At 73.3% G+C, this 26,101-nt stretch carries 25 protein-coding genes; 17 read left to right on the top strand and 8 right to left on the bottom strand.

Annotated elements, in window-relative coordinates; genetic code table 11:
* Positions 1 to 107 precede the first annotated feature (107 nt).
* Complete coding sequence (locus tag ABZX40_RS15855) at positions 108 to 2,408, bottom strand: LuxR C-terminal-related transcriptional regulator (protein WP_355742363.1); 2,301 nt, start codon at positions 2,406 to 2,408, stop codon at positions 108 to 110.
* Between the two features lie 319 nt (positions 2,409 to 2,727).
* Between ABZX40_RS15855 and ABZX40_RS15850 the strand changes: the two genes are divergently transcribed.
* The 3 genes from ABZX40_RS15850 (at position 2,728) to ABZX40_RS15840 (ending at position 6,900) form a co-directional block, all read left to right on the top strand.
* Complete coding sequence (locus ABZX40_RS15850) at positions 2,728 to 4,461, top strand: glycoside hydrolase family 13 protein (RefSeq protein WP_355742049.1); 1,734 nt, start codon at positions 2,728 to 2,730, stop codon at positions 4,459 to 4,461.
* Positions 4,462 to 4,606: 145 nt separating this feature from the next.
* Positions 4,607 to 5,395 (top strand): FHA domain-containing protein, encoded by a 789-nt coding sequence (locus tag ABZX40_RS15845; RefSeq protein WP_355742046.1) that lies wholly within the window; start codon positions 4,607 to 4,609, stop codon positions 5,393 to 5,395.
* A complete protein-coding gene (locus ABZX40_RS15840) occupies positions 5,392 to 6,900 on the top strand; it encodes a serine/threonine-protein kinase (protein ID WP_355742043.1) in 1,509 nt (502 codons plus the stop codon). Before ABZX40_RS15845 ends, ABZX40_RS15840 begins: the two co-directional genes overlap by 4 nt.
* On the opposite strand, the gene ABZX40_RS15835 is transcribed toward ABZX40_RS15840, so the two are convergent.
* Positions 6,852 to 7,877 carry a winged helix-turn-helix domain-containing protein gene (locus ABZX40_RS15835; protein ID WP_355742040.1) on the bottom strand — a complete coding sequence of 342 codons (1,026 nt, stop codon included), beginning with the start codon at positions 7,875 to 7,877 and terminating at the stop codon, positions 6,852 to 6,854. The two genes, ABZX40_RS15840 and ABZX40_RS15835, sit on opposite strands and share 49 nt — an antisense overlap.
* A gap of 478 nt (positions 7,878 to 8,355) precedes the next feature.
* Positions 8,356 to 9,534 carry a serine hydrolase domain-containing protein gene (locus tag ABZX40_RS15830; protein ID WP_355742037.1) on the bottom strand — a complete coding sequence of 393 codons (1,179 nt, stop codon included), beginning with the start codon at positions 9,532 to 9,534 and terminating at the stop codon, positions 8,356 to 8,358.
* Between the two features lie 196 nt (positions 9,535 to 9,730).
* On the opposite strand from ABZX40_RS15830, the gene ABZX40_RS15825 reads away from it, so the two are divergent.
* A complete protein-coding gene (locus ABZX40_RS15825) occupies positions 9,731 to 10,759 on the top strand; it encodes a nucleoside hydrolase (RefSeq protein WP_355742034.1) in 1,029 nt (342 codons plus the stop codon).
* On the opposite strand, the gene ABZX40_RS15820 is transcribed toward ABZX40_RS15825, so the two are convergent.
* A complete protein-coding gene (locus ABZX40_RS15820; RefSeq protein WP_355742032.1) occupies positions 10,702 to 11,607 on the bottom strand; it encodes a polysaccharide deacetylase family protein in 906 nt (301 codons plus the stop codon). The two genes, ABZX40_RS15825 and ABZX40_RS15820, sit on opposite strands and share 58 nt — an antisense overlap.
* 167 nt (positions 11,608 to 11,774) lie before the next feature.
* Between ABZX40_RS15820 and ABZX40_RS15815 the strand changes: the two genes are divergently transcribed.
* Together ABZX40_RS15815 and ABZX40_RS15810 are read left to right on the top strand one after the other, a co-directional pair.
* Positions 11,775 to 12,152 (top strand): MerR family transcriptional regulator, encoded by a 378-nt coding sequence (locus ABZX40_RS15815; RefSeq protein ID WP_355742360.1) that lies wholly within the window; start codon positions 11,775 to 11,777, stop codon positions 12,150 to 12,152.
* A gap of 94 nt (positions 12,153 to 12,246) precedes the next feature.
* Positions 12,247 to 13,047 (top strand): hypothetical protein, encoded by an 801-nt coding sequence (locus ABZX40_RS15810; RefSeq protein ID WP_355742029.1) that lies wholly within the window; start codon positions 12,247 to 12,249, stop codon positions 13,045 to 13,047.
* Positions 13,048 to 13,092: 45 nt separating this feature from the next.
* Here the strand turns inward: ABZX40_RS15810 and ABZX40_RS15805 are convergent, their stop codons facing one another.
* Complete coding sequence (locus ABZX40_RS15805; RefSeq protein ID WP_355742026.1) at positions 13,093 to 14,442, bottom strand: helix-turn-helix domain-containing protein; 1,350 nt, start codon at positions 14,440 to 14,442, stop codon at positions 13,093 to 13,095.
* 224 nt (positions 14,443 to 14,666) lie between these two features.
* On the opposite strand from ABZX40_RS15805, the gene ABZX40_RS15800 reads away from it, so the two are divergent.
* The 3 genes from ABZX40_RS15800 (at position 14,667) to ABZX40_RS15790 (ending at position 16,618) form a co-directional block, all read left to right on the top strand.
* Positions 14,667 to 14,849, top strand: coding sequence for a hypothetical protein (locus ABZX40_RS15800; protein ID WP_355742023.1), 183 nt, complete (start codon positions 14,667 to 14,669; stop codon positions 14,847 to 14,849).
* A gap of 91 nt (positions 14,850 to 14,940) precedes the next feature.
* Complete coding sequence (locus ABZX40_RS15795; RefSeq protein ID WP_355742357.1) at positions 14,941 to 16,032, top strand: MerR family transcriptional regulator; 1,092 nt, start codon at positions 14,941 to 14,943, stop codon at positions 16,030 to 16,032.
* Positions 16,033 to 16,051: 19 nt separating this feature from the next.
* Positions 16,052 to 16,618 carry a tetratricopeptide repeat protein gene (locus ABZX40_RS15790; RefSeq protein ID WP_355742020.1) on the top strand — a complete coding sequence of 189 codons (567 nt, stop codon included), beginning with the start codon at positions 16,052 to 16,054 and terminating at the stop codon, positions 16,616 to 16,618.
* Positions 16,619 to 16,708: 90 nt separating this feature from the next.
* Here the strand turns inward: ABZX40_RS15790 and ABZX40_RS15785 are convergent, their stop codons facing one another.
* Positions 16,709 to 17,788, bottom strand: coding sequence for a hypothetical protein (locus ABZX40_RS15785; RefSeq protein WP_355742017.1), 1,080 nt, complete (start codon positions 17,786 to 17,788; stop codon positions 16,709 to 16,711).
* A gap of 182 nt (positions 17,789 to 17,970) precedes the next feature.
* On the opposite strand from ABZX40_RS15785, the gene ABZX40_RS15780 reads away from it, so the two are divergent.
* On the top strand, positions 17,971 to 18,543 hold the full coding sequence (locus ABZX40_RS15780; RefSeq protein WP_355742014.1) for a sigma-70 family RNA polymerase sigma factor: 573 nt from the start codon (positions 17,971 to 17,973) through the stop codon (positions 18,541 to 18,543).
* Complete coding sequence (locus ABZX40_RS15775) at positions 18,540 to 19,079, top strand: transmembrane transport protein (RefSeq protein WP_355742012.1); 540 nt, start codon at positions 18,540 to 18,542, stop codon at positions 19,077 to 19,079. The genes ABZX40_RS15780 and ABZX40_RS15775 overlap by 4 nt, the downstream gene beginning before the upstream one ends.
* On the opposite strand, the gene ABZX40_RS15770 is transcribed toward ABZX40_RS15775, so the two are convergent.
* Entirely contained in the window at positions 19,076 to 20,362 is a 1,287-nt protein-coding gene (locus ABZX40_RS15770; protein ID WP_355742009.1) for a PP2C family protein-serine/threonine phosphatase, read from the bottom strand. The two genes, ABZX40_RS15775 and ABZX40_RS15770, sit on opposite strands and share 4 nt — an antisense overlap.
* A gap of 208 nt (positions 20,363 to 20,570) precedes the next feature.
* Here ABZX40_RS15770 and ABZX40_RS15765 point away from each other — a divergent pair, with 208 nt between their 5' ends.
* The 4 genes from ABZX40_RS15765 to ABZX40_RS15750 all read left to right on the top strand — a co-directional run bounded on the left by ABZX40_RS15765 (position 20,571) and on the right by ABZX40_RS15750 (position 23,978).
* The gene (locus ABZX40_RS15765; protein ID WP_355742006.1) at positions 20,571 to 21,038 is read left to right on the top strand and encodes a hypothetical protein; all 468 of its coding nucleotides are present in this window, start codon (positions 20,571 to 20,573) and stop codon (positions 21,036 to 21,038) included.
* A gap of 95 nt (positions 21,039 to 21,133) precedes the next feature.
* Positions 21,134 to 22,165, top strand: coding sequence for a hypothetical protein (locus tag ABZX40_RS15760; protein ID WP_355742003.1), 1,032 nt, complete (start codon positions 21,134 to 21,136; stop codon positions 22,163 to 22,165).
* Between the two features lie 29 nt (positions 22,166 to 22,194).
* Positions 22,195 to 22,767, top strand: a complete 573-nt coding sequence (locus ABZX40_RS15755; RefSeq protein WP_355742001.1) for a dihydrofolate reductase family protein — start codon at positions 22,195 to 22,197, stop codon at positions 22,765 to 22,767.
* A gap of 275 nt (positions 22,768 to 23,042) precedes the next feature.
* Positions 23,043 to 23,978 carry a nuclear transport factor 2 family protein gene (locus ABZX40_RS15750; protein ID WP_355741998.1) on the top strand — a complete coding sequence of 312 codons (936 nt, stop codon included), beginning with the start codon at positions 23,043 to 23,045 and terminating at the stop codon, positions 23,976 to 23,978.
* A 228-nt stretch (positions 23,979 to 24,206) separates the two neighbouring features.
* Here the strand turns inward: ABZX40_RS15750 and ABZX40_RS15745 are convergent, their stop codons facing one another.
* Positions 24,207 to 24,638 (bottom strand): ATP-binding protein, encoded by a 432-nt coding sequence (locus ABZX40_RS15745; RefSeq protein ID WP_355741995.1) that lies wholly within the window; start codon positions 24,636 to 24,638, stop codon positions 24,207 to 24,209.
* A gap of 204 nt (positions 24,639 to 24,842) precedes the next feature.
* On the opposite strand from ABZX40_RS15745, the gene ABZX40_RS15740 reads away from it, so the two are divergent.
* Positions 24,843 to 25,712 (top strand): helix-turn-helix transcriptional regulator, encoded by an 870-nt coding sequence (locus ABZX40_RS15740; RefSeq protein WP_355741992.1) that lies wholly within the window; start codon positions 24,843 to 24,845, stop codon positions 25,710 to 25,712.
* The gene (locus ABZX40_RS15735; RefSeq protein ID WP_355741990.1) at positions 25,709 to 25,978 is read left to right on the top strand and encodes a DUF397 domain-containing protein; all 270 of its coding nucleotides are present in this window, start codon (positions 25,709 to 25,711) and stop codon (positions 25,976 to 25,978) included. The genes ABZX40_RS15740 and ABZX40_RS15735 overlap by 4 nt, the downstream gene beginning before the upstream one ends.
* Positions 25,979 to 26,101: the final 123 nt, after the last annotated feature.

The following is a 26,101-nucleotide window of genomic DNA, read 5'->3' as shown; positions in this document are numbered from 1 at the left end:
GGGCGGCTCACACCAGACTGCCGTGCCCGGGAGGGCGGAATGACCGGGAGCGGCGAAGATCGGTACACGTACCGCTCGGGCGGCCCATACGTACGTACCCCGGTCGGCTACGTCGTCGCCGGGATCTCCGGGATCTCCGTGCGGGACGCGATCCCCAGCTTGGCCAGGATGTGTTCCACATGGGCGTCCACCGTCCGTTTGGAGATGACCAGGCGTTCGGCGATCTCCCGGTTGGACAGGCCCTGCGCGACCAGCGCGGCGACCTCGCGTTCGCGGCGGGTGAGGGAGTCGGGGGAGCGGGCCGGGAGACGGGCTCCCGGCGGAGCCGTCGGCTGTGGGGGGATCGGGACATCGATGTCCGCGCGGACCGCCTCCAGCACCTCCTGCCCCGACATCCGGCCCCCCGCCTCCCGCCAGCGTTCGTGGTCGACGGGGCCGAGCGCCGCGCGGACCGCCTTGTCCACCGACTCCAGTTCCTCCAGCAGCCTCGGCAGCAGGGACACCGGGTCGCCGCCCAGGCGCCGGGCGTGCTGGGCGTAGCCGAGGAGCCAGCAGGCCCGCACCGGGCGGCCCCGTTCCGCGGCGCACCAGGCCAGGCCCAGACAGGCCAGCGCGGCGACCAGGACCTCGCCGATCTCCCCGGCCGCCTCCAGGCTGTCCCGGAAGCAGCGTTCGGCCTCCTCGTGGTCGCCGCTGAGCCAGAGGATCATGCCCTGGGTGCTCTGGGTGGAGGCGTAGAGCTGGCGCTCGCCGACCCCGGAGAGGTACGCGAGGCCGGTGCGGCACAGGTCGAGCGCGCCTTCCGTGTCGCCGAGGACCGCCCGCAGCAAAGCCCCCTCGTAGTGGACTACGCCGATGGCGAGGCCGTCTCCCGAATCGACGATGCGGACGCGGTTGCGTTCGAGTTCGGCGAGGCCCCTCTCGATGTCGCCGCCCAGCGCGGTCATCGCGCCCAGATAGGCGGCGGCCGAGCGTTCCACCCGGTCCTCGCCGATGCGGACGGCGAGTTCATGGGCGCGGGGGAAGCGGTCGAGCGCGGTGGCGAGGTCGGCCGTCCAGACGCCGAAGATGCCGGTCATCTGGAGGCCCCAGGCCCGTTCGGGGCAGTCCTGGGGGACGCGGTTCAGGCCCTTGTCGATCCAGTGGTGGCCCTCGGAGAGGGTCCCGGCCGCCCGCCAGTAGGGGCCGAGCCGGGTCGCCAGCCACAGCGCGTCCTTGGCCCGGCCGTCGTCGCCCGCGCAGGCCCACTCCAGGGCGGCCCGGATATCGGTGATCTCCTCGCGCACCGCCCGGTGCAGCGCCACCTGCGCCGGGCTCAGGAACTCGTCCCAGAACCGGGACACCAGGCGCTCGTAGTGGGTGAAGTGGTGGTGGCGGACACCCCGGCCCGCGTCCGGGAGGCGTTCCAGGCGGCCCGCCCCGTACTCGCGGATGGTGTCCAGCAGGCGGTAGCGCCCGCCGTCCTCGCCGATCCGCTGGACGACCGACTTGTCCACCAGGCCGATCAGGGCCTCCACCACCTGCTCGGCGCCCAGTTCGGCGTCCGCGCAGACCCGCTCGGCCGCCGACAGCTCGAAGGAGCCCGCGAAGACCGAGAGCCGGGCCCACAGGAGGCGTTCCTCGGGGGTGCACAGGTCGTACGACCAGTCGATGGCGGTCCGCAGGGTCTGGTGGCGGGTCAGGCGGGTGCGGCGGCCACCCGTCAGTACCTCGAAGCGGCGGTCCAGGCGGGCGATCAGTTCGGCAAGCGGGACCGCGCGCAGCCGTACGGCCGCCAGTTCCAGGGCCAGCGGGATGCCGTCCAAGCGGTCCACCAGGGCGAGGGTGCGCTCCCGGTCGGCGCCGGTACCGGCGAACCCGGCCGTCACCGCCGCCGCCCGCTGCACGAACAGATCCGCCGCGTCCTCCCGGGCCAGCGGGGCGAGGGGGATGCAGTGCTCGCCGGGGACGTCCAGCGGCTGGCGGCTGGTGGCGAGAACGGTCAGCCCGACGGCCTCGCGCAGCAGGATGTCCGCGAGCATCGCGCAGGCGTCGACCAGGTGTTCGCAGGTGTCGAGGACCAGGAGGAGGCGGCGTCCGCGCAGATGCTCCACCACCGCGTCCAGCGGGGTCATCCCGGGCTGCTCGGGCAGTTCCAGCACCCCGGCGAGGGTGGCCGGGATCAGCTCCGGGTCGCGCAGGGCGGAGAGTTCCACGAGGCGGACCCCGTCCGGGTAGCGGGGCGCCGCCGCCCCGGCCGCGCGGAGCGCCGTACGGCTCTTGCCGACCCCTCCGGGGCCGACCAGCGTCACCAGTCTCGACTGCTCCAGCGCGGCCCGGAGCTGGGCGAGTTCCGCGCCCCGGCCGACAAAACTGGTCAACTCCACCGGCAGCTGGCCACCACGCCGCTGCCCGAACCCGAACCCCATACGACCCCCGATGCAGTCCATACAGACCATCACAGCGTAGGCATACGGATGCCGAGCGTGAATGCCATCGGGAATCCCGGGGCGGGTGAACGGACCGGAGAGCGGGAGGGAGAACGGGAGGGAGAACGGGAGGGAGGGGGCGGAGCACCTGTTTCGACCAGCGGCGGGGCGGTTCCCGGGTTGACCGGGGGTCCCCCGGAAGGGGTCCCGCTACCCGCATGGTCTCCCCTTCGTACGGTCTTCATCGCCCCGGTCGTACGGTTTCGTCGCCCCCTTCGTACGGTTTCACCGCCCCGACGGACTGGACAGACTCCCGGGCGTGACCGAACACCCCGAACACCCCGAGCACCCCGAGGGCCGCGAACACCCTGAGGGCCCCGGCCCCGCCCCCGACCTCTCCCCCCGCGACCCCGACTGGTGGCGGCAGGCCGTCGTCTACCAGGTCTATCCGCGCAGTTTCGCCGACGCCGACGGGGACGGGCTGGGGGATCTGCGGGGGATCACCTCGCGGCTCGGGTATCTCGCGGGGCTCGGCGCGGACGCGCTCTGGCTGAGCCCGTTCTACCCGTCCGAGCTGGCCGACGGCGGCTATGACGTCATCGACCACCGGGGCGTCGACCCGCGCCTCGGCACGCTCGACGACTTCGACGCGCTCACCGCCGAGGCGCACCGGCTCGGCCTGAAGGTGATCGTGGACCTGGTGCCGAACCACACCTCGCACCGGCATACCTGGTTCCAGGAGGCGCTGGCCGCACCGCCCGGCTCCCCGGCCCGCGCGCGGTACGTCTTCCGGGACGGGCGCGGGGCGGACGGGGAACTGCCGCCCACCGACTGGCTGTCGGTGTTCGGCGGCAGCGCCTGGCGGCGGGTGCCGGACGACGGCCAGTGGTATCTGCATCTGTTCGCCCCCGAGCAGCCCGATCTGAACTGGGACCACGAGGAGGTCCGCGAGGACTTCCGCACCACCCTGCGGTTCTGGTCGGACCGGGGCGTCGACGGCTTCCGGGTCGATGTCGCGCACGCCCTGGCCAAGGATCTCCGGGACCCCCTGCGCGATCTGGGCGATCCGGCGCTCAGCGGCGAGGACTCCCTGGCCCGGCTGCCGCCCGGCACCCATCCGTTCTACGACCGGGACGAGGTGCACGAGATCTACCGCGACTGGCGGCGGATCCTCGACGGCTACCGGCCGCCCCGGATGGCCGTCGCCGAGGCATGGGTGCCGGGCGACCGCCGGGTGCGGTACGCCCGCCCGGACGAGCTGGGGCAGGCGTTCAACTTCGAGTACCTCCAGGCCCCCTGGGACGCCGGGGCGCTGCGGCGGGTCGTCACCGAGTCGCTGGCCGCCGCCCGCGCCGCCGGGGCGTCGGCGACCTGGGTGCTGTCCAACCACGATGTGATCCGGCACGCCTCCCGGCTGACGCTGCCGCCGGGCACGGACACGGACGCCTGGCTGCTGTCCGGCGGGCAGGAACCGCCCCTCGACCCGGCGGCCGGGCTGCGCCGGGCCCGCGCGGCGACGCTGCTGATGCTGGCCCTGCCCGGCTCGGCCTACCTCTACCAGGGCGAGGAACTGGGCCTGCCCGAGGTCGCCGACCTGCCCCCCGAGGCCCTCCAGGACCCGGTGTGGGAGCAGACCGGACACGTCCAGAAGGGGCGCGACGGCTGCCGGGTGCCGCTGCCCTGGACGGTGGACGGGCCGTCGTACGGGTTCGGGGCGGGGGGTGCGTGGCTGCCGCAGCCGGCGGGCTTCGCGGCCTTCGCGGTCCAGGCGCAGGAGGGCGTGGCGGGCTCGACGCTGGAGCTGTACCGCGCGGCCCTGCGGCTGCGCCGCAAACTGACCGAGGGGGAGTCCCTCGTCTGGGCGGCGGAGACGGAGGCGGAGACGGAGACCGGGCCGGGCGTCCTCGCCTTCGCCCGCACCGAGGGCTGGCGCTGTCTCACCAACCTCTCCGCCGCGCCCGTCCCCCTCCCGCCCGGCGAGGTCCTGCTGGCCAGCGGTCCGCTGACCGGCGACGGACGGGTGGGGCCGGACACCACGGTCTGGCTGGGGTAGCACCCGGGCCCGCCCTCGCCACGGGCGGGAGAACCGCCACGCCGAACCCCCGCGCCCCACCCGGAATCGCATCCTCATCTCGTACCCTCCCCCTCGTCGGCTGGGGGAGGGTGGCCCTCATGGATCGGGCGAGGGGAACGAGTCCATGTTCAGCGTCATCGTCGTACCACCGGCCTGCGCGCGGCCGGAGGAGCAGATCAGGCTCGGCGTCGGGGAGCGTCTGGAGTTCGGGCGGCGGGAGACACCCGGCGGACTGGCCATCGCGCACGCGGGGGTCCCCCGGGCCGCCGGGGAGATCTCCGCGGAGGGCACCTTCTGGCTGCTGAGCAACCGCAGCGAGGACCAGACCTATGTGGTGGAGAACCCGGAGGGCGCGGGCGAGCACATCAAGGTGGCGCCGGGGCGGGTGGACGCGCCGGTGCCGTTCGAGTTCTCCCGGGTGGTGCTGCCCGCCGCGGGCGAACTGCTCGCCTTCGACGTCTGGGCGCCGCGGCAGATCTTCCGCAGCACCGCCCGCCACGGTCTGCCGGGCCCGCTGACCGCGCCCGCCTTCACCCTGGACCGCACCAAGCGCTACTTCGCGGTCCTGGCCGCCCTGTGCGAACCCCGGCTGCGGGGCGCCCCGCACGCCCCGCTGCCGGCGGTGGAGGAACTGGTGGAGCGGCTGCGCCCGGTGTGGCCGGGGGCGACCCGGTCGGCGGTCTACTGGAACATCGACTATCTGGCCGTCAAGCTGCGGCTGCGCCCCGGCCCGGACGCCGTCCCGCTCGCACCCGGCCGCCGCACCCATGGCAAGAAGGAGACCCTGGTCTCGCTGGCCCTCCGCTTCGACCTGGTCCGCGAGGACGATCTGCTGGTGCTGCGAGCGCCGGAGCCGGAATCGGAGCCCGAGTCGGAGCAGGCGCCGCAGTCGGCGCCGGAGGTCCGCGCATGAGTGGCGTGGCCGGGCAGCCGGTGTCGGTGTCCGTCCCCGCCGGGTACCGGGTGGGGCCGTGGGAGGTACGGGAACGGCTGGCGTCGGGCGCGTTCGCGACGGTGTACGCGGGGCGGCTGGCCGGGGACGACGACGGTACGGAGCCCGCCGGCGGCGCCGCCGGCACGGAGCTGCCCGGCCGGGCGGCGCTGAAGTTCCTGCCGACCGGCACCCGCACCCCCCGCCAGCTGGGCCATCTGCGGGAACTGGCCTCCCGGGAGGTGGAGTTCCTCAACCGCCTGCGCGCCCCGCGCCTGATCCGGATGTACGACGCCCTCACCGTGGACGACCCCGGCCGCCCCGAACTCGACGGCGCCACCGTCCTCGTACTGGAGCTGGCCGAGCGGTCGCTGGACGCCGTACCGGAACCGGCGCGGCCCGGGGAGCTGCTGGCGCAGATCTGTTCGGGGCTGGCGCAACTGCATCACGCCGGATGGGTGCACGGGGATCTGAAACCGGCCAATGTGCTGCTGATGAAGGACGGTTCGGTACGGCTGGCGGACTTCGCGATGGCGGCCGAGCTGGAGGGCACCCACGCCTACGCGCCCGCCTTCGCGACCCCCGACTACACCCCGCCCGAGCTGCTCTGGCCGGAGGTCGACGAGCGGGGCACGCGGGTACGGCCCTCGGCGGACGTCTGGGCGTTCGGGGTCCTGGCGCATGTGGTGCTGACCGGGACGTTCCCGCTGCCGGGCGGCAGTACCCAGGCGCGCTGCGACGCGGCGACCCGGTACGCGCGCGGCGACGAGGAGTTACGGCTCGCGCCCTCGCTGCCCGACGGCTGGCGGGACATCGTCACCGCGTGCCTGGCCCGCGACCAGGCCGACCGCGTCACCACCGGGGCGCTGCTGCGCCGGGCGGAGTCGGCGGCCGGGGTCGCCCGCTCCCCCCGTCTGCCGCGCCTGCCGCGCCGCCCGTCGTGGCGCCGCCACCCGGTGCTGGCCGGGGCGCTGGCGACGGTCCTGCTGGTGCTGACGGCCCTGGGCACGGCGTCCTTCGTGGCCCACCGCTCGGCGACGGCGGACGACGGTACGCCGGTGTACCGGGCGATCCCGGTGGAGTCGGCGCCCGCGGAGTACGGGTACGGCCGCTGCCCCGCCGACAGCGTCTGCTTCTTCAGCGAGTTCAACGGCAACGGCGAGATGTGCCACTGGCGCACCAGCGACCGCGACTGGCGGACGGGGGGCAGGACCTGCGGGTGGGCGACGACCGCCCCCGTCCGCTCGGTCTTCAACAACATCGCCGACAGCCGCCGCCTGAGCGGGGTGGCCTACTACCGGGGCCCCGACTACACCTCCGCCGGTTTCGACCGCGAGCGCATGGCCCAGCGCACCGGGTGCAGCGGCGTGAACAGCATGGGCAACCTCGCGGGTACGTACGCCCCGCTCTCGCACGAGCTGGTGAGCAGCTGCTCGTATCAGCCGTCGCTGTGGGGGGTGCTGCGCTCGCTGTGGTCGTCGGAGTGAGCGACCGAGGCCGACCGGAGCAGGGCGGCGCCGGTCGGGGTGAGGGTGTGCAGGACGGCCGCCCCGTGCCGGACGCTGGTGATCAGCCCGGCGTCGCGCAGCACGGTGGCGTGCCGGCTGGCCGCGGACAGCGACACCCCGGCGGCACGGGCGATCTCCCCGGTGGTGGCGCCGTGCCGGACGGCGTGCAGGACACCGGCCCGAGCGGTCCCGACCAGCGCGGCGAGCGGCGCGGCGCTCCGGGACCGGGCCGGCGCCTCATGCACCAGCGGATACACCAGCACGGGCGGCAGCCCGGGATCGGCGAAGGAGAGAGGCCGCTGAAGCAGAAAATAGGACGGCACGAGCAGTAACCCCCGCCCCCCGAGCCACAGATCCCGATCGACGGAGGGCTGGTACTCCACATGCAGCACGGGCCGCTCCCACCGGGCCCAGGGCCCGAGCCCGGCGAGCATCCCCTCGGCCCCACCGTCCAGCAGCGCCCTGGCCCGCAGACTCCGCTCGGCCTCGACCCGGGCATGCACCCGATCGGCATAGGGCGCGACGGCCACCTCATGGTAGGCCCGCAGCAGCCGTACGAGATCCTCCCGGGCGGCGCGCTCCCCCAGGCGACCGGCCCAGTCGGGCGCCCCGACGACATCGTCCAGCCGCCCGATCTCCTCCCGCACCCGGCCCTCCGGCGCGGCGAGCACCGCCTCCAGTCCGGCGTCGAGCCCTTCGGTGGCGGCGAAGGGGGTGAGGAAGTCGGGGAAGTAGGCGGCGCGCGGGTACAGCGGCAGCAGCACCCGCCGCACGGCCCGCTCCAGCCCCTTCTCCCTGAGCTGCTCCCGGGTGGTCCGGTGCCAGTCGGCGTGCGCCCAGCGGCCCTGGCGGGTCTGGAGCCGGTGCAGGCTGATCGCGATGTCCCAGAGCGGATCGGAGGTGCGGCACATCCGGGTCCGGGCGAGATCGGCGGCGGTGAAGTGGACGCGGAGCATGTCGCTCTCCCCGGTGAACTGAGCGTTTGCGGTCAGCCGCAACAGCATGGCCGGGGTGGGCCGTTCACGGCAACAGTGGGGCCCGGCGGGCGTGGGAGCGCCCGCCCAGGTGATCCGCACTCCCCGCCACCCGCTCCGCCCCCGCCCATCGGGCCGGAGGCACCACCCGGAGCGGGGGCAGTGCCCCGCGGATCCGGGGGAACAGGGGGAACGGGGAGAACGGGGGAAGAACGGGGGACACGGGGAGGGCAGGGAGTCGTCCGGACCCAGGGTCGGTGATCCCACCCGGGCCCGGCCCCGCCCCGCCCATCGGCGCGGCGCCCTGGTCCGGCGCCGCGCTCCTCGGGCGAGGGGCCTCGGCCTCGGGGGCTCTGGTAAGGCACGTCAACTGCACCTGAGGGACCAGGAACTCACCAGGAGCACACCAGGAACTCACGGGAACCCACCTGGAACTCACCCATCGAAAACCGGCCCGGCGCTACCGCCCCCGCACCGGCAACCCATACACATGATCCGGCGTCACCACCTGCGTCACCGCCCTCGCCACCAGTGACGACGGCTCCTGGCCCTGGTAGGTGATGTCCGTGTTCAGCATCACCACCAGCGTCGCCCGCTCGGCGGGGAGATAGACCGTCACCGTCTCGTAGCCGGGGATGGAGCCGTTGTGGCCGATCCAGCCGCCGCTGTTGAAGATGCCCAGGCCGTAGCCCGTGCCCGGCACTCCCGTGGGGAGGGTGGTGAGGCGTTGCGCCTGGGTGGCCGGGGTCAGCAGGGTGCCCGTGGCGACCGTCCTCGCCCAGCTCCGCAGATCGTCCAGGGTCGAGATCATCGCGCCCGCCGACCACGCCCAGGTCGGGTCCCAGTCCGTGGCGTCGGTGGTCCCGCCGTTGAGGGTCTGGTCGGTGTAGCCCTGGGGATGGGGGGTGGGGATCTCGGCGTTGTCGGGGAAGAGGGTGTGCCGCAGGCCCGCCGGGGCGGCCACCCGCCGCTCGATGATCTCGCCGACCGGCCTCCCGGTCACCTTCTCCACCACCAGACCCAGCAGGATCAGATTCGTGTTGGAGTACTGGAACCGCGCCCCCGGCGCGAAGGTGTTCGGATGCCTGAAGCCGTACGCCAGCAGCTCCCGCGGCGTGAAACGCCGGTTCGGGTCGCTGAGCAGGGCGTGGTCGAACCCGGGGTCGGAGGTGTACGGGTACAGACCGCTGCGCATCCCGGCGAGTTGCCGCAGGGTGATCCGGTCACCGTCCGGGACGCCGGGGACGTAGTCGGAGATCGGGTCGTCCAGGCCCACCCGGCCCTGGTCCACGAGCTGGAGCAGCGCCGTCACCGTGAAGGTCTTCGTCTCGCTGCCGATCCGTACGTACATGTCGTCGGCCATCGGCTGCCCCGTCGCCTTGTCGGCGACCCCGGTGGCCCGGACGTAGTCCCCCTTGCCCGGCATCCACAGGCCCACCACGACCCCGGGGATCCTCGCCTCCCGCTGGACATCCGCGATGGCCTTGTCCAGGCGCGCGGTGAGGTCCTCGTCCAACCTGCCGGACGGGGATGGGGACGGGGACGATGACGACGAGGACGCCGCCGGGACCAGCAGCGCTGCTGCCAGGAGCAGTACGACCACACACAGCAGCCCGCGAGAGCGCCTCCCACCGGTCATGTCGACGCACCTCTTCCGGTATCAGGGGACCGCCCACGCACACCCACGCGTCCCCGACCGCGCCGGACCGACCCCACCAGCATCACCCCCGGGTCCGCGCCCCGCACCTCGGTGTCGCGACTCGTGGGGGCCGGGGTGGGAAAGGATGTCGTCGTCCGCCCCATGGCCCGCCCGGGGCCCGAGTCGAGGAGTGCGCGTGACCGGTCAGCCCATCCCGGTGATCATCGACTGCGACACCGGCGTCGACGACGCCCTCGCTCTGCTCCTCGCGGTCCGCCATCCGGGCCTGGATCTGCGCGCGGTGACCTGCGTCGCCGGGAACACCGATGTCGACGGCGTCGTACGCAACACCCTCACCGTGCTGGAGCAGGCCGGTGCCCCCGACATCCCCGTGGCCCGTGGAGCGGCGCGCCCGCTGATCGAGCAGCCGCGCTCGGCGAAGCATGTGCACGGCGAGGACGGCATGGGCGACCTCGGGCTCCCCGCCCCCACCCGCACCCCCTCCGACCTGGACGCCGTCTCCCTCCTGCGGCGCGAGATCCTCGCCTCGCCCCGCCCGGTCACCCTCGTCCCCACCGCCCCCCTCACCAATATCGCCCTCCTGCTGCGCACCCACCCCGAGGTGAGCGCCCACATCGAGCGGATCGTCTGGATGGGCGGAGCGGTCGCCGCCGGGAACGCCACCCCCGTCGCCGAGTTCAACGTCTGGCACGACCCCGAGGCCGCCGCGATCCTCCTGACCGCCGGGGTGCCGATCACGATGTACGGACTGGATGTGTTCATGCGGGTGAAGGTGCCGGGGCGGGTGGTACGGCGGTTGCGGGAGAGCGACGAGCCGGGCGCACGGCTGGCGGGCGAACTGCTCGCCCACCGCCCCTCCGCCCCCGACCCCGACGACCCGGCCGGTGACGACCAGGACGGTGACGATCCGGCCGGGGGGCTCGGTGACGCGGGCGCGGTGTGCGCGGTCGCCGACCCCGGCGGGATCACCGCCCGGCGGCTCCCCGTCGAGGTCTCCCTCGGCCCCGGCCCGACCCGCGGTCAGACGATCGTCGATCTGCGCCCCCGGCACGGCGAGTCCGAGATCCACGACGACGCCTCCCGCACCCGCCCGCAGGCGCTGGTGGAGGTGGCCCTGGAGGTGGATGTGGAGCGGTACGTCGATCTCTACGTCGCCGCCGTCACCGGGGAGGACGCCGGGCCCGTACGGGCGGCACGGGCGTAGTGGTCGGCGATCTCGTCACTCGTCGTCAGCCACACGTCCGGGTGCCCTGCGATGTACTCCAGGGCCTCGTCCAGATACCGGTGCCGGAACGGCTGGCCGATCACGAACGGATGCAGGGCCAGCGCCATCACCCGGCCACCGCCCTTCTCCTCCGCCGCGTAGGCGAGCAGCTGGTCGAACTGGTCCTTGACCGCCCGCACGAACTCCGGCCCGGTGAAGCCCTTGCCCAGGAACAGACTGATGTCGTTCAGCTCGACGGTGTACGGGACGCTCAGCATGCCGGGGACCCGGAGGGGGTACGGCTGGTCGTCGTTGGTCCAGTCGAGGACGTAGGTGAGGCCGAGTTCGGCGAGGAGTTCGGGGGTGTGGAGGGTCTCGGTGAGGGCCGGGCCCATCCAGCCCCGGGGGCGTGCGCCCGTCGTCCGCTCGATGCTGTCGACCACCCCGGTCAGATACTCCCGCTCGGCCTCGCGGGTCATACCGGTCTGGAAGGTGGAGTTGTTCCGGCCGTGGGCGAGCCAGGCCCAGTCCCGGCTCCGGCCCGCCGCCACGATCTGCGGATAGCGCTCCCCGGCGTCGGAGTTGAGCAGCGCGCTCGCCCGGACGCCGTGCCGGTCGAGGCTCTCGATCAGCCGCCAGATCCCGACGCGGGGGCCGTAGTCGCGCCATCCGTAGTTCAGCGGGTCCGGGACGAAGGCGGCGGTGTCGGGGAAGGTGCTGGTCGCGGGGCGGTCGAGGAGGTAGTGCTCGATATTGAGGCCCAGGTAGAAGGCGACCCGGGCGCCGCCGGGCCAGTGGAGCGGGGGGCGGTCGGTGATCGGGCTGTAGTCGTAGAGCTGCTGTTCCACGGGGTTCACCTCGGGGCATGGCTGCGGGTTCGGTGGTCGGGATCTAGGCTCGAACCCTCACATTCATGTGAAGGTCAAGAAGGGAAGGTGAGGAAATCCGCATGCCCAGCCCCAGCCCCAGCCCCGGGCCCGACTCCAGCAGCATCCCCAGCGGCATCCCTATCCGCATCCGCATCGGAGAGCTGTCGCAGCGCACCGGCAGCTCCCGGCGGCTGCTGCGCTACTACGAGGAGCAGGGTCTGATCGCCGCCGACCGGGCCGCGAACGGCTACCGGGAGTACGACGAGCGGCATGTCGACCGGGTGCTCCAGATCCGGGGGCTGCTGGACGCCGGGCTGCCGACCCGGATCATCAGGCAGATCCTGCCCTGTCTGGACAAGCCCCGGACCATCTACTTCTCCGACGCCACCCCCGAGATGCTGGCCACCCTGGAGCAGGAGCTGACCCGGATGAGCGCCCGTATCGACTTCCTCTCCCGCAACCGGGACGCCATCGCCGAGTATCTGGAGGCGGTGCGCGGGGAGGGAGACGGGGACCGGCCGTAGGGAGCGCCGGTCACCCGGACGGACCGGCGCGCTGGTGGGCGGGCGGGGGTGGTGGTGCCGTGGAGACCCCGGCCCCGCCCCCTGGAGGCACCCGATGGCACCCCCGATCCCCAGCCCCCCGGCCGTCCGTGCCCTGGTCATCGCCGCGGCGTTCGGGACGACCCTGCTGCTGGTGGCGAGCGGCTGCGCCTACCAGGAGACCGCGCCGCCCCGGCCGTATCTCAAGGAGAGCCCGGCGGCGAAGGCGTCGAAGCCCGCCAGAAAGGCACCGGTGCCGGACGGCGTGCACGCCCTGACCGACGCGCAGGCGCGCTCCGCGCTGATCAGCGAGGCCGACCTCGGGGAGCCGTGGATGCCGACGCAGGGCGTGGCGACCTGGCGGGACGGCTTCCTGAAGGCGTCCACCGGCACCCCGGACTGCCGCCGCCTCCTCGACGCGCTGTACGCCGACGATCTGCTCGGCGCCCCGGCGCGGGCCGCGATCGGACTGGACGACAACTACGCCGACGGGCAGTTGCGCTACCAGGTCACCAGCCGCGCCCCGGCCGAGGTCGACCGGGCGCTGGCGTGGCTGCGGAAGCTGCCGCGCGGTGAGTGCGCGAAGTTCGTGGCGACGGGGCCGGGCGGCGAGCGGCGCACGGTGACGGTGAGCGACGTACCGCTGCCGGAGGCGGGCGACGCCCGGCAGGGACTGCGGGTCGAGGTGACCCGGGAACTGGACGGCGAGCCGGTCACCCTCACCCTGGAGGTGGCCGCCGTCCGCGTCGGCGACGACGCCCTGACCATCACCAACGGCGGCCTCGGCGAGATCCTGACCGAGTCCACCCAGGCGGCGGCGGAACTGGGCGCGGAGCGGCTGGCACAGGTACGGAAGCAGGGGCGGGCGCAGATCTGAAGGGGCGGGAGGGGAGGGGGCGCGTTCGGGGCCGGGTGGCCGGCCTCACACCGGCGGCTGGGCCGGGGCCGGGCCCAGTGTCGTCGTCCCCGGTGCCGTGCGATGGCCGAGGCCCGTGCGGTAGGCGTCGAGCGCGGCCTCGACCCGGCCGGTGCGGCGCAGCAGATCGCCCAGGAGCCGGCACAGATCGGCCAGGTCACCGGCCGCGCCCGCGCGCTCCAGCAGGCTGAGCGCGCGGACGTAGTGCTCCTCGGCGGCCTCGGTGTCGCGGGCGTCCTCGGCGATGATGCCGAGCAGCCGGTGGGCCGCCGCCGCGTGGACCGCGCCGCGCTCGGGGGAGAGATCGCCGAGCACCTCCCGCAGCAGCGCCGCCGCCTCGTCGGACTTGCCGCGCCGGTGCAGGACGTCCGCCAGCTCCACCGCCGCCTGGCTGCGGTAGAGCGCGGCGCGGGTCGCCGACAGCATGGTCAGCGCCTCGCGCAACTCGCCCTCCGCGCGCTCCAGTTCGCCGTTCTGGGCGCAGACATAGCCGCGCATCCAGTGGCAGTTGGCGAGTTCGGTGCGGAGCTGGAGCTGGCGGTACATCTCCGCGGCCTTGGCGAGCGAGGCGTCCGCCTCGGCTGTCCGGCCCTCGGCGAGCAGGGTACGGGCCACCTGGCGGTGCATCCGGGCCACCAGCGCCGGGTCCCCCGACTGCGGGGCGACCGCGAGCGCGAACTCCGCCGCCTTGGCCGCCCGAGCGTGCGCCCCCATGTCCATATAGGGGCCGATGACGCTGGCGTAGAGCAGCAGCAGGGCGTCCGGGTCGTGGAGTCCGCCCCGGTTCAGCTCGTCGAGCGTGGACTCCAGCAGATAGACCGCGTAGCGCAGCTCGCCCGCGAGATAGTGGGAGATGGCCCGGCCGCGCACCGCCGGGACCCGGGCGGGCAGCGGCAGATCGGCCTCACCGAGCACCTGCTCGGCCCGTTCGAAGGAGCGCCGGGCGGCCACTATGTCGCCGGTGTCCAGACCGCACTCGCCGAGCCCGAGCAGCGCGGTGGCCTGTTCGGCGGGGAGCGCGTGGGCGGTGGCCTCGGTGAGCAGCGCGGTGTACTGCTCGGCGGCGTCCTCGGCGGCGCCGGTGGCCAGGGTGCGCTGGGCCTCGGTGAGCCGCAGCCGCAGATCGGTGGCGAGGCGGGCGGGGCGGCCGGTGGCGAGTTCGTCGAATCCGACGCCGAGACGGTCGGCCAGATGCCGCAGCGCCTCATCGGAGGGGCGCACCCGGCCGGCCTCCAGGGTCGAGATGTAGGCGGGGGTGTACGCGGGCTCGGCCAGCTGCCGCTGGGTCAGCCCGCGTTCGTGCCGCAGCCGCTGCACCCTGCGCCCGATGATCTCGGGGTCGTCCCGGTTCGCCATGCGTTTAATCATGCCAGTAAGTCCAGTTACCCATAGGCGACTTGGGCTCCGCCCGGACCGGCGCGGGACGATCGGCCGGGACAGGGGAGGGACCCTCCGCCGGACCATCGGCGAAATGGCGTAACTCCCCCTGGCCCCCTTCCGATCCACCGCCCCGAACCTCTACGTTAGGGGCTGGATTAAGGGCGCTTAACACGCCGCTGTCACCCCCCTGCGAGGTTCCCGTGTCCGGACGTACCCCCGCCCGCAACGGACGCCCTCCCGCCCCCTACGCCAGGGCCCTCGCCGCGGCCCTGATCGCCACGACGGCCCTGATCGCGGCGGCGAACGCGGGCCCGGCGAAGGCGACACCGGGGGAGGCGTCACCGGGCCAGGGTGACCGGGTGACGCACTCGGCCCGGCCGTAGCCCTCCCCCCCCCCAGCGGTCAGCGCCCCCCACTTGACCTTCAACCCGCTCGAAACCCCACCATGGCCAGGTGCCGAACACCGACCCCCTGATGCCCATCGGGCACTTCGCCCGCCGGAGCGGGCTCACCCCCAGCGCCCTGCGCTTCTACGCCGACTCCGGGCTGCTGCCGCCCGCCGAGGTGGACCCGGTCACCGGCTACCGCCACTACGCCCCGGACCAGCTGCCCCGGGCCGTCACCCTGCGCGGGCTGCGCGAGATCGGGCTGCCGCTGCCCGCCGTCGCCGTCATCCTGGACGCCGGGCCCGAGGACGCCGCACGGCTCATCGACGCCCATGTCGTCCAGGTGCTCGGCGACGCGGCCGACGTGCGCCGCAGGGCGGCCCGGCTGAAATCCGCGCTCACCGGTCCGGCCGGCACCGCCGCCCGCCCCGTCGCCGCCCTGAAGGGCCCCGTCCTCGCCGACGCGATCGAGCAGGTGCTGACCGCGACCGCCCGCGACCCGCACCTCCCCGTCCTGGGCGCCCTGCGGCTGGAGGCCACCCCCGAGGCGGTCACCCTCACGGCCACCGACCGCTACCGCCTCGCCATCCGCACCCTGGTCCCGGCCGGACCGGCGACGGGTGCACGGTCGCCGGTCCCCTGGGCCGCCACCCTGGACGGCGACGAACTGCGGGCCGCCGTCCCGGAGATCCGCCGCAGCCCGATGGTCCGCATCGAGACGGCCGCCCCGGACGGGGTACGGCTGCGGCTGGGCCGGACCGGCCGGGAGGACCCGTACTGCCGTACCCTCCCCGACGCCTTCCCCGACCACCACCGGATGGTGGCGGCACTGCCCGAGGTCACCACGCGGGCGACCCTCGCCAAGGATCCCTTCCTGCACGCCCTGGAGACCCACCCGGAGGACGTCATCACCTTGCGTCTGACGCCGGGAGCGCCCGTTCCGCCGCTCTCCGCCGTCACCGGTGCCCGCCTGGACATCTCCTTCGCCGTGACCACCCTCTACCCGGCGATCAGCACCGCCCTCGGCCCCGATGTCCTGCTCGACCTGCGCGGCCCCGGCGCCCCCGCCACCGTCCGCTCCGCCGACCGGGGCGACCTCACGACCTGGGCGATGCCCGTACGGCACCCGGACCTCCCCGGCGCCGACGAGCACCCGACAGCCTCCACAGAAGGTACTTGAAAGGTAGGACCACCACCCCATGACCGCTGCGGACCCCACCCCCGACCCCACCATGACCGCCATCGGCACGGCCCTCGCCGCCGCCCCCGCCGACCCCGGCGCCGCCCGCGCCGCCCTCCACACCCTGTGGACGGAGATCGGCGTCACCGGCGACGCCCTCCACCGCTGCACCCTCGCCCACCATCTCGCCGACCTCCACGACGACCCCGCCGAGGCCCTCGCCTGGGACATACGCGCCCTGGACGCGGCCGACGCGCTCACCCAGGAGCGGCTGGACCGGCATCACCCCGGGCTGGCCCGCGACGCCTTCCGCCCCTCCCTGCACCTCAACCTCGCCGACAACTACCGCCGCCTCGGCGCGTTCGAGGCCGCCACCGCGCAACTCACCGAGGCCCGCCGGTACGCCCCCTCTCTCCCGGCGGGCGCCTACGGAAATATCGTGCGCACGGCGATCGACGAGGTGACTCAGGCGGTCACCCGCAGGGACACCGCGCGACGGGCCTCCGCCCCAACCTCTTCCGCCCCGAACTCTTCCGCGCCAACCTCTCCCGCACCGGACCCCTCCGCCCCGGACCCCTCCCCCTGACCTCCGACAGCCGCCCTCCCCCTCCCCTTCCCCCTGGGACGAGCAAGCCCGGAGCCGGCGGCGCGTAGAAGCAAGCGCAGTGCGCTGCCCTCACGCCCCCTGCAATTCCTCCAACTGCCGCCGCACATGGTCCAGTGCGCCCGCCCGGCGCCCCGGCACCCGGCCGCGCAACTCCGCGAGCGCGGGCCCGAGTTCCCGGGCCCGTGCCGTGTCCCGGATGCACCCCCACTGATGGTGCGCCCGGTCCACGGCCGCCTCCACCGTCGGCGCGTCCACCGCCTCACCCGCGCCCAGCCGGGCCGCCGCCACCGTCAGCCAGGTCCGGCAACTGCGCACCGGGTCCCCCGCCAGCATCGCCAGATCCGCCCGCACCTCCGCCCAGTGCAGCGCCTCGCCCGACCCCGCCCCGTGCGCCCGTACCGCCGCCTGCTCCCACTGCGCGGCCAGCGTGTCCGCGTCCTGGTGCCGCCCGGCGCGCACCGCTTCCGCCAGCGCCGAGTGCGGGTCAGCGCCGGGCGCCCCGGCCCCCGTACCGAGCACGATCCCCGGTTCCCGGGCGCCCTCGCCCTCCTCGGCGATCCGGGCGAGGGCCTGCTGATGGAGCTGCTCCAGCGGCGGCCGGTACCCGCTGCGCAGCAGCGTGGCGACGGCCCTCATGTACGACGGCTGCCCCACGCTTCGGCGGCCCGGGGGCGGCGCGATCCTCCCGTAGACCGCGTGTCCGGGGCCGAGACCGAGGTCGAGGGGCGGCTGTCCGCGCAGTTGCCGCCAGCACTCGGGGTCGGCGTGGAGATCGAGCAGCAGGGCGGTGCTGCCGGGGGTGCGCAGGCGCAACTCCTCCCGGAACCAGTGCCAGGGGAACGCGGTGTAGCGCACCGTCGCCGGGGTGGTGCGGGCCAGCGCCAGATGCGGCAGCCGCTGCCGCCGGTCGAGCTGGAGCTGCCCGGCGACGAACACGGTGAGCGGATCGGGCGCGGCAGCCGCCGCCCGCAGCCGGGTCAGCACCGCCTGCGGCTCCAGCGGATCCGCCAGCTCGACGACATGGGCCGACTCCGCCCCGGCCAGCACCCCGGGCGCCACGGCGGACAGCACCGGCAGCACCCCGGCCGCCTCCACCAGCCGCCCACGCCCCACCGGCGCCCCTGCGATCAGCAGCACGGTTCCACCCATGAGGCCCCTCCTCCACGATCACGTACCACCCCAGCAAGGTAACGCGCTTGCCTTCCGCGAACCCTCAAGTCGCCCTGAACCTGCCGCCGCTGCGCGCCGACTGTCCGGGTGTACGACGTGTACGACGACCTGTACGACGACATGTACGACGACATCCGGAGCCCCGAATGGGAGGTGCGCGCGTGGCTGATGACGAGGCGCTGACCCGGGTGGTGGTGCGCTGCCAGCTCGGCGAGCGGACGGCGTTCCGCGAACTGGTCGACGCCTGGCACACCCCGGTACGGCGGTACGTCCGGGGCATGACCGGGGATCCGCAGCTCGCGGACGATCTGGCGCAGGAGGTGTGGATCGCGGTGGTCCGGGGTCTGCCCCGGCTGCGCCGCCCGGACCGTTTCGCGCCCTGGCTGTTCACCATCGCCCGCCGCACGGTGACGGACGCGCTCCGCCACAAGTACCGCTCGGCCCCCGAGACCCCCCTGACACCGGAGACCCACGACACCACCGACGGCCCCGCGGCCGACCGGGACGACCCCGCCCTGACCGACGTACTGACCGCGCTGGAGCTGGAGTCCGCCCTCGCCGCGCTGCCGCCGGTGGAGCGTGAGGTGCTGCTGCTCTTCCACCTCCAGGATCTGCCGCTGGCGGTCTGCGCGGAGGTGCTCGGCGTACCGCCCGGAACGGTCAAGAGCAGACTGCACCGCGCCCGCCGGCTGCTGCGCGGCGCCCTGGAGGAGAAGGGACACCACCGCGCATGACCCGGCACCCGCACCCGAACCCGAACCCGGCCCCCGACCCGAGTCCGATGACACCGGAGAACATCCCCGAGGCGCTGGAGCGCGCCCTCGCCGCCGAGGTCTCCCTCGCCGCCCGGGTCCGCCGGCTCGCCGTGGGCCTGGCGGGCGCGACCGGCGCCGCGCTCCTGGCGGTCCTGTGGGCGACCGAGCCCGAGCCGCTCCCGGCGGCCACCGCCACCGTCTTCGCCCTGCTCATCGCCGTCGGCCTGGCCTGGACGGCGTTCGCCGCCCGGGTCCTGACCCGCCGCCGCCCCCTCTACGCCCGCGACCGCGTCTTGGCGGCCCGCCTCGCCCTCACCACGAGCACGGCGGTGACGGCGACGGCCACCACGATCACCGCCGTACGGTCCGCCCCGGCCGCGACGATCCTGACGACGGGGCTGGCGGGCGCGACGCTGATGGCCCTGGCGGCGACGGCGCTGATCCGGGCGGAGGCGAGGAGGAGGGGGCTGGAGAGGCTGCTGGCTGGAGCAGAGGTGGATCCTCCGGGTGCCTAAAAGTCGTCACCGGGGACCTGGAAACCGTCACCGGGGACCTGGAAACCGTCGCCGGGGACCTGGAAACCGTCGCCGAGGCGGTCCGCGCCCCCATCCGCCCGCCGCCGTCCCCGCCGTACCGCGAACACCGTCGTGTCGTCCGCGAGCCGACCCGCGCAGTGCCGCAGCACTCCCTCCCGTACCGCCGCCACCAGCCGGGTCGGCGCCACGCAGCGGACGTCGGCGCGGACCGCCTCGGCGACGGCGTCGGCCAGCGGGAAGAAGACGCCGTCGGCGTCGCGGGCCTCGGTGACACCGTCGGTGGTGAGCAGAACGGTCTCGCCGGGGGCGAGGGCGACCCGGTGGGCGGTGAGGGGGCGGGCGGTGGCGGGGGGTTCGAGTTCGGCGAGGCCGAGGGGGAGGGAGTCGCCGGGTTCCAGGGGGCGGACGCCGCCGGGGCCGACGATCAGCGGCGGCTCATGACCGAAGTTGATCAGGCGCAGGGCGTCCGGGTCGTCGTCCGGGAACTCGATCAGTACGGCGGTGGCGAACCGGTCCTCGTCGTCGCGGCCGAGTTCGCGGACCCGGCCCCGGTGCCGGGTCATGCGGATGCCGAGCCGTTCGCCCACCGTGGTCAGATCGGGTTCGTGGTAGCCGGCCTCGCGGAAGGTGCCGAGCAGCGCGGCGGCGGCCTCGACCGCGCCGAGCCCCTTGCCCTGGACGTCGCCGAGCAGCACCCGGGTGCCGTGCAGGCCGGGCTGGATGTCGTAGAAGTCGCCCCCGACCCGGGCCTCGGTGTCCGCGGCGAGATACATCTCGGCGTGCTCCAGCCCGCCCCAGCCGGGCGGCAGCGGGCGCAGCACGGTGCGGCGGACGGTCTCGGTGACGTCCCGCATCCGCAGCACGTGTTCCTCGCCGCGCACCCGGACCGCGCAGGCCAGGGTCGCCAGGACCCCGCCGATGGCGATCAGGGTGAAGTCGGACAGCCGGGGTGTGAAGCGGTCGGGCCAGAACGCCTCGACGAACAGATAGGTGGCCAGCACCAGCGCGGTGAAGGCGGCGGTCGTCCACACCTGGCACAGGGCCGCCGCGATGCCGGGGACCAGCACCACCCAGGAGATGATCCGGAACTCGGTGCCGGTCCAGTAGTCGACGGTGACGATGCCGATGAGGAGCAGCAGCGGCGGCACCCAGGTCACGCTGCGGCCACGGATGCGCAGGGTGCGGTACTGGTGCCACAGCCCCGACCGGCCCGTCCACGGCAGCCGGTCCAGCGGGCGCCGACCGCCCCCGTCATTGCTCACGGGTCTCAGCGCCCGGTCGCCACCGGACCTCATAGAGCCAGCGAAACACGCCGGGGGCGCCCGCGCATCCGGCCATTGGTCCCTTGTCGCGGCCCTACCGGATCCCCCGTCGCCGCCGCCCCACCGGCTCCCCGCCCGCGCCTGGACTTGCCAGGCACGGCCCGCAGGTGTGCTCTGGAAGGCGGGGGCGAGAGAGAGGAGTGCGCTCATGGCTCACGCCGCATCCGCACCCATACCGGCGTCCGCGTCCTCATCCGCGTCCGGCACGGCCCCGGGCACCCGGCTGCCCGATGTGCTCAGCGCCCGCGCCCACCGGATCGCCACCTGGGCGGTCCCCGTCGGCACCGGACTGATCTACGGCTACTGGGTCGCCGCCAACAACCGGTCCGGCGGACCCATCACCGGCTGGAACGTCCTGCTCGGCTTTGTCGCGGCCCTCGCCTTCGCCGCGCTGTCCTACGCCCTGCTCCGCGCGGCCCCGGGAATGCGGCGCGAGGTGCACGCGGTGCTGTGGGCGGCGTTCGGCGGCTGCGCGTTCGGGTTCCTCTACAGCGAGGCCGGGGCGAGCATCCTGCGGTCGGTGTTCATGTCCCTGGCGGTGGCGGCGGTGGTGTTCATGGTCCTCTTCTACCGCTACTACACCCACGAGGACGCGGAGGGCCACCGCATCTCCTGACCGACCTGCGCACGGCCCGCCCGCACACCACCGGTACTCGCCCGTACGGCGGTACAGCGCTCGCGCCCCGCACCGGCACCGCGTTGCCTGGAGCCATGCCCCCGCCGCGACCGCCGAGCAGCCCCCGCCCCCGAGCCGCGCGCCTGCGGGGCCGGACGGCAGCGGCACTCCTGCTCCTGGCCTGTCTGCTGGTGCCCCCCGCCGTCCTGGCGTCCTGGGTGACGTACGGGCTGGTGAACGGTGACCGCTATGTCCGTACGGTGGCGCCGCTGGCGGCGGATCCGGCGGTGGAGGACGTGGTCGCGGACACCCTCGGTACGGGGCTGGCGGAGCGGGCGGGCCACGGTGAGCTGGCCCCGTTCCTGCGCAGCGCGGTGCGGTCGTTCACGCGGACGGAGGCGTTCCAGGCGGGGTGGGACGAGGCGAACCGGGCGACCCATGACGCGGTGCTGGAGGCGGTGAACCGGGGCGAGCGGGGCCCGGTGACGGTGGATCTGGCGCCGGTGGCGGACGCGGTGGAACGGCAACTGGCCGAGGACAACGTACTGGTGGGACGCCCGAGGATGCCGGTGGAGCACGCCGAGGTGGCGGTGCTCCCGGCGGCGGATCTGGACCCGCTGCGGAAGGGGCTTCAGGTGATGGAGGTCGCCGCGGTGTGGCTGCCGCTGACGGCGGTGGCACTGGCCGTCACCGGGATCGCGCTGGCCGCCCGCCGCAGACGGGCGCTCACGGCGATGTCGCTGGGGGTCGCGGCAGGGGGCGCGGTGCTGGGGGTGGCGGTGGCCCTGGGCCGCAGTCTGACGCTGGCGGACCTGCCGGCGGGCATGCCGGAACCGGCGGCGGGGGCGGTGTACGACGCCCTGACGGCGACGCTCAGGACGGTGTCGTGGCTGCTGCTGGCGCTGGGCGGGGTGCTGGCGCTGGCCTGCCGGTTCGCTCCGCGGAGAGGGGCGCTCCCCCCGAAACCCCAGTACGCACCCCAGTACGCACCCCATGCCTCTCCCCCTCCGCCGCCCGCTCCCCTCTCCGAAAACTCCCACTGTCTTGACAATTTTATTTGTCGGCCCGATCCTGGAGGAGAACCGACCACGGAACCGACCACGGAACCAGCGCGGCAGCAGCCGTAGCCGTAGCCGTAGAGCCCTGAGGAGCCCCCATGCGCACCCTGATCAGCACCGCGTTCATCTCTCTCGACGGTGTGGTGGAGGGGCCCGGCGGAGAGCCCGGCTACCGCAACAGCGGCTGGACCTTCAAGGACTTCGAGTTCCTCCCGGAGGCGTACGAGATCAAGGGCCGGGAGCAGCAGGAGGCGGCGGCGATGCTGCTGGGCCGGTCGAGCTACGAGGCGTTCAGCCCGGTGTGGCCGGACATGGAGGAGTTCGGCGAGTACCGGACGATGCCGAAGTACGTCGTCTCGACCACCCTCAAGGACACCGACCTGGTGGCGAACTGGGGCGAGACCACGATCCTGCGGTCGCTGGACGAGGTGGCGGCGCTGAAGGAGACGGAGGGCGGCCCGATCATCGTCCACGGCAGCGCGTCGCTGAACCACGCCCTGTCGGACGCGGGCCTGATCGACCGCTACCACCTGCTGGTCTTCCCGGTGCTGCTGGGCGCGGGCAAGCGGCTGTTCAGCGGGACGGACAAGGACACGCAGAGGCTGCGGCTGGTGGAGGCGGAGGCGTACGGGAACGGGATCCAGAAGCAGGTGTTCGACGTGGTGCGGTGACGGGGGCTTTCGGGGCGGGCACGCGGCGCGGACATTGCGGTCGCGGACATTGCGGTCGCAGACAGCCGTTGGACAGCGAGATCGACGGACGATCGTCCAAATCCCCGGCCGGTCCGGTGTCCATATGTGCAGAGGGAAACGCACAAGAGGCAGACCGAGGCTGATCCACTGGGCACGGGGTGGTACGGCGGGAGAGCGTGAAGGGCTCCGGGAAGCCCTGCGACGACGAGTGACGTCAGTCCGGCTTCCCCTCCCCCCGAACGGAGAACACTCCCGTGCACGTCTCTCGCCCGCGGACCCGGGTCGCCGCGCTCGCCCTGGCCGTCACCGCGGCCCTGGTCGGAGGCGCGGTCCCCGCCGCGTCCGCCGCCCCCGCCCCCGCCCACGCGTCCACCGCGAAGTCCACGCCGTCGTCGTACGACACCGAGTACAACAAGGCCGTCGCCCTGCGCGTCCTGACGGGCGTGATCCCGAACGGCGACTACGGCCTCATCGACCAGTACATCCGCGACGACTACATCCAGCACAACCCGCAGATCGCGGACGGTGCGGCGGCGTTCAAGGGCTTCGCCGCGTGGATGCGGTCGCAGTACCCGGACTTCGCGTACAACGTGAAGCGGATCGTGGCCGAGGGCGACCTCGTGATCGTGCACGGCAACCCGGTCCAGGTCCCGGGGACGCGGGGGGTGGCCCTGTTCGACATCTACCGCTTCCAGGACGGCAAGATCGCGGAACACTGGGACGTGATCCAGCCGGTACCGGCGACGACGGTGAGCGGCAACGACATGTTCTCGACGCTCAGTTCCCCGCAGCCCGGGAGCCCGGTCTCCAAGCGGGAGACGGCGCGCAACGAGAAGCTGGTGAAGAAGTACGTCAACCGGCTGTACAACGGCCGGGACCTCTCGGCGATCGACGCCTATGTCGCGCCCGGCGTCCGCGAGCACGCCCCCGAACTCGGCGACGGCGCGGCTGCGGTGAAGCAGGGCGTGGGCACGTATCTCGCCGAGAACCCGGAACTGACGTACGACACCAAGCGGGTCATCGCCGAGGGCGACCTGGTCGCCGTCCACAGCCATGTCACGGCGGTGCCGGGGACGCGGGGCCAGGCGGTCATCGACATGTACCGGGTGCGGGGCGGGAAGATCGTCGAACACTGGAAGAGCGTGCAGGCGGTACCGGAGGGGTCGGCTAACGGGAACACGATGTTCTGAGGTCTGTCGCCGGGTCGCCGGGTCGCCGGGTGTCACCCTTCACCCCGCCGGGAGCACGAGTACGCGCCACGGCAGCAGGTGGACCTGGGCACCCGGCGACCGATTACGAGCGACAGGGTGACGACCCCGCCCCACACCCCGGCGAAGAGCAGCCCGGCGAGGGCGCACACCCCGGAACCGCCGCCGTTCACGCGGCCTCACCGTCACCCGGCGTGCGATCCCCGCAGGTCACCGGCACCGCTCCTCGTCCAGCCAGAACCGGCAGAGCTTGCCGCCGCCGTCGCCGTCGTCCGGGGTGACCTCGAAGCGGGCGGCGAGCGCGGAGACGAGGAGCAGCCCGCGCCCGTGTTCGTCGTCGGGGCGAGGCGCGCGTAACTCCGGCGCGTAGGGCGACGCGTCCCAGACCCCGACGCTGAGTGGCGAGGTCCACAGGGTGACGGCGAAGGTGTCGCCGTGGGCGTACTCGACGGCGTTGGTGGTGAGTTCGCTGACGAGAAGCGCGCAGGTGTCGGCCTCACCGGCGGTGTCGTTCCCGCCGGTGAGGGCGTACATCCACCGGATCCACTCGCGGGCCAGCCGGACGGATTCCCGGCGGCGGGGGAAGTGGGTGGTGGCGATGAGGGTCCCTCGGTGGTGGTGCTGGTGCTGGTGTGTGCGCATGGCAGCCTCCGGGGCGTGGCCGTGTGGGGGTGCGCAGGGCGGATCACGCACCGCGACTGATCGTGTCCGGTGCGTGATTCACGAGTGTGGCGCGATGCAATCTGCGATTGCAAGCCGATCGCAGAAAGTAGCCTCGGAAGTGCGTCTGGACGTACCTGCGCGCTACTCTCGGCCCTGTCCACAAGGCGGAGAGAAGGAGCGGCCGTGGCGGCCAGCACCGCAGGCATGGTTGCGCGCCAGAGGTTCGGCGCCGCGCTGAAACAGGCACGGCTTCAGGCACCCACCCCGATCAAGCAGATCGAAGCCGCCCGGAAGATCGGCCGCAAGACGGTCGACCGAGTATCAAGATTCGAACGCGGCGAAGCCTGGCCGGAGCCCAAGGAACTGAAGGCGCTGTGCGCGCTCTACGGGGCGGACGACGCGACGCGAGCCCGCCTGGAGATGATGCTCACCGAGGGCCGGGCCATCGCCCACGCCTGGTGGGCCGAGTTCGAAGGTGAATTCCCTGAATCACTCACGGAGTTCATCGCCTACGAGGACAGCGCGTCGGCGATCACCACATGCGTGAGCAATGTGGTCCCGGGCATCCTGCAATCCGAGGACTACGGCCGAGCGTTGACGTCGTACAACGCCAGGTCCACCATGGCGCCGAACCTGGTGGAGCGCTCGGTTCAGCTCCGTCGGCTACGACGTGGCGTGTTCGACAAGCCGAACCCACTGACTGTGGAAGCAATCGTGGGAGAGGCCGCGATCCGCCAGCGGATCGGGGGATCCGAGGTCATGCTTCGCCAGCTCGATGCCTTGGTCGAGGATGTCACCCAGAGAGACGTGACAGTCCGTGTCATTCCGTTCGAAGCGCAGAGCACGCTGACCTACACGTTCCACATCCTGGATTTCGATGGTGCCGGAGACAGGCCGATCGCAGCCTTCGACGCCATGACCGGTATGTCCTTCAAGAAGGACAAGAAGGAAGTCCTCGGCCTCAAAGAGTTCGTGAAGAGCCTGCGTGAACTGGCACTCTCCCCCGAGGACTCCCTCACGCGGATCAAGTCGGCGAGAAAGGACTTCGCGTGACCGACACAACCCGACGCAACGAAAAACTGGCCGTGCTGGAAGCACTCTTGACGCACGACCTGTCGCACGCCAAGTGGACCAAGTCGGCTTCCTCGGTGGGTGGTTCGGGCGACTGCCTGGAAGCCACCCACATCCCCGAAAAGGGCGGCTGGATCCTCCGGCACTCCATCCTGACCCACCACATCATCCCGCTCACCGAATCCGAGTACGCCGCCTACGTCGCAGGCGTCCAGGCCGGACAGCCGGGCCTCATACCCGACGCCTGACGACAAGGAACCAGGCCCACCCGAGGACACCACAAGGGTGGGCCTTCGCCAACCGCCGTCTCCGCGTCACCCCAGTCCATCCCGCGCCCCCGACAGCAGCGCCCGAACCGCGTCGCCGTGGAC

The sequence above is a fragment of the Streptomyces sp. NPDC004610 genome, from assembly GCF_040609715.1.
In the GTDB taxonomy this organism is placed as follows: Bacteria; Actinomycetota; Actinomycetes; order Streptomycetales; family Streptomycetaceae; genus Streptomyces.
This window is presented reverse-complemented; position numbering and strand designations above follow the sequence as displayed.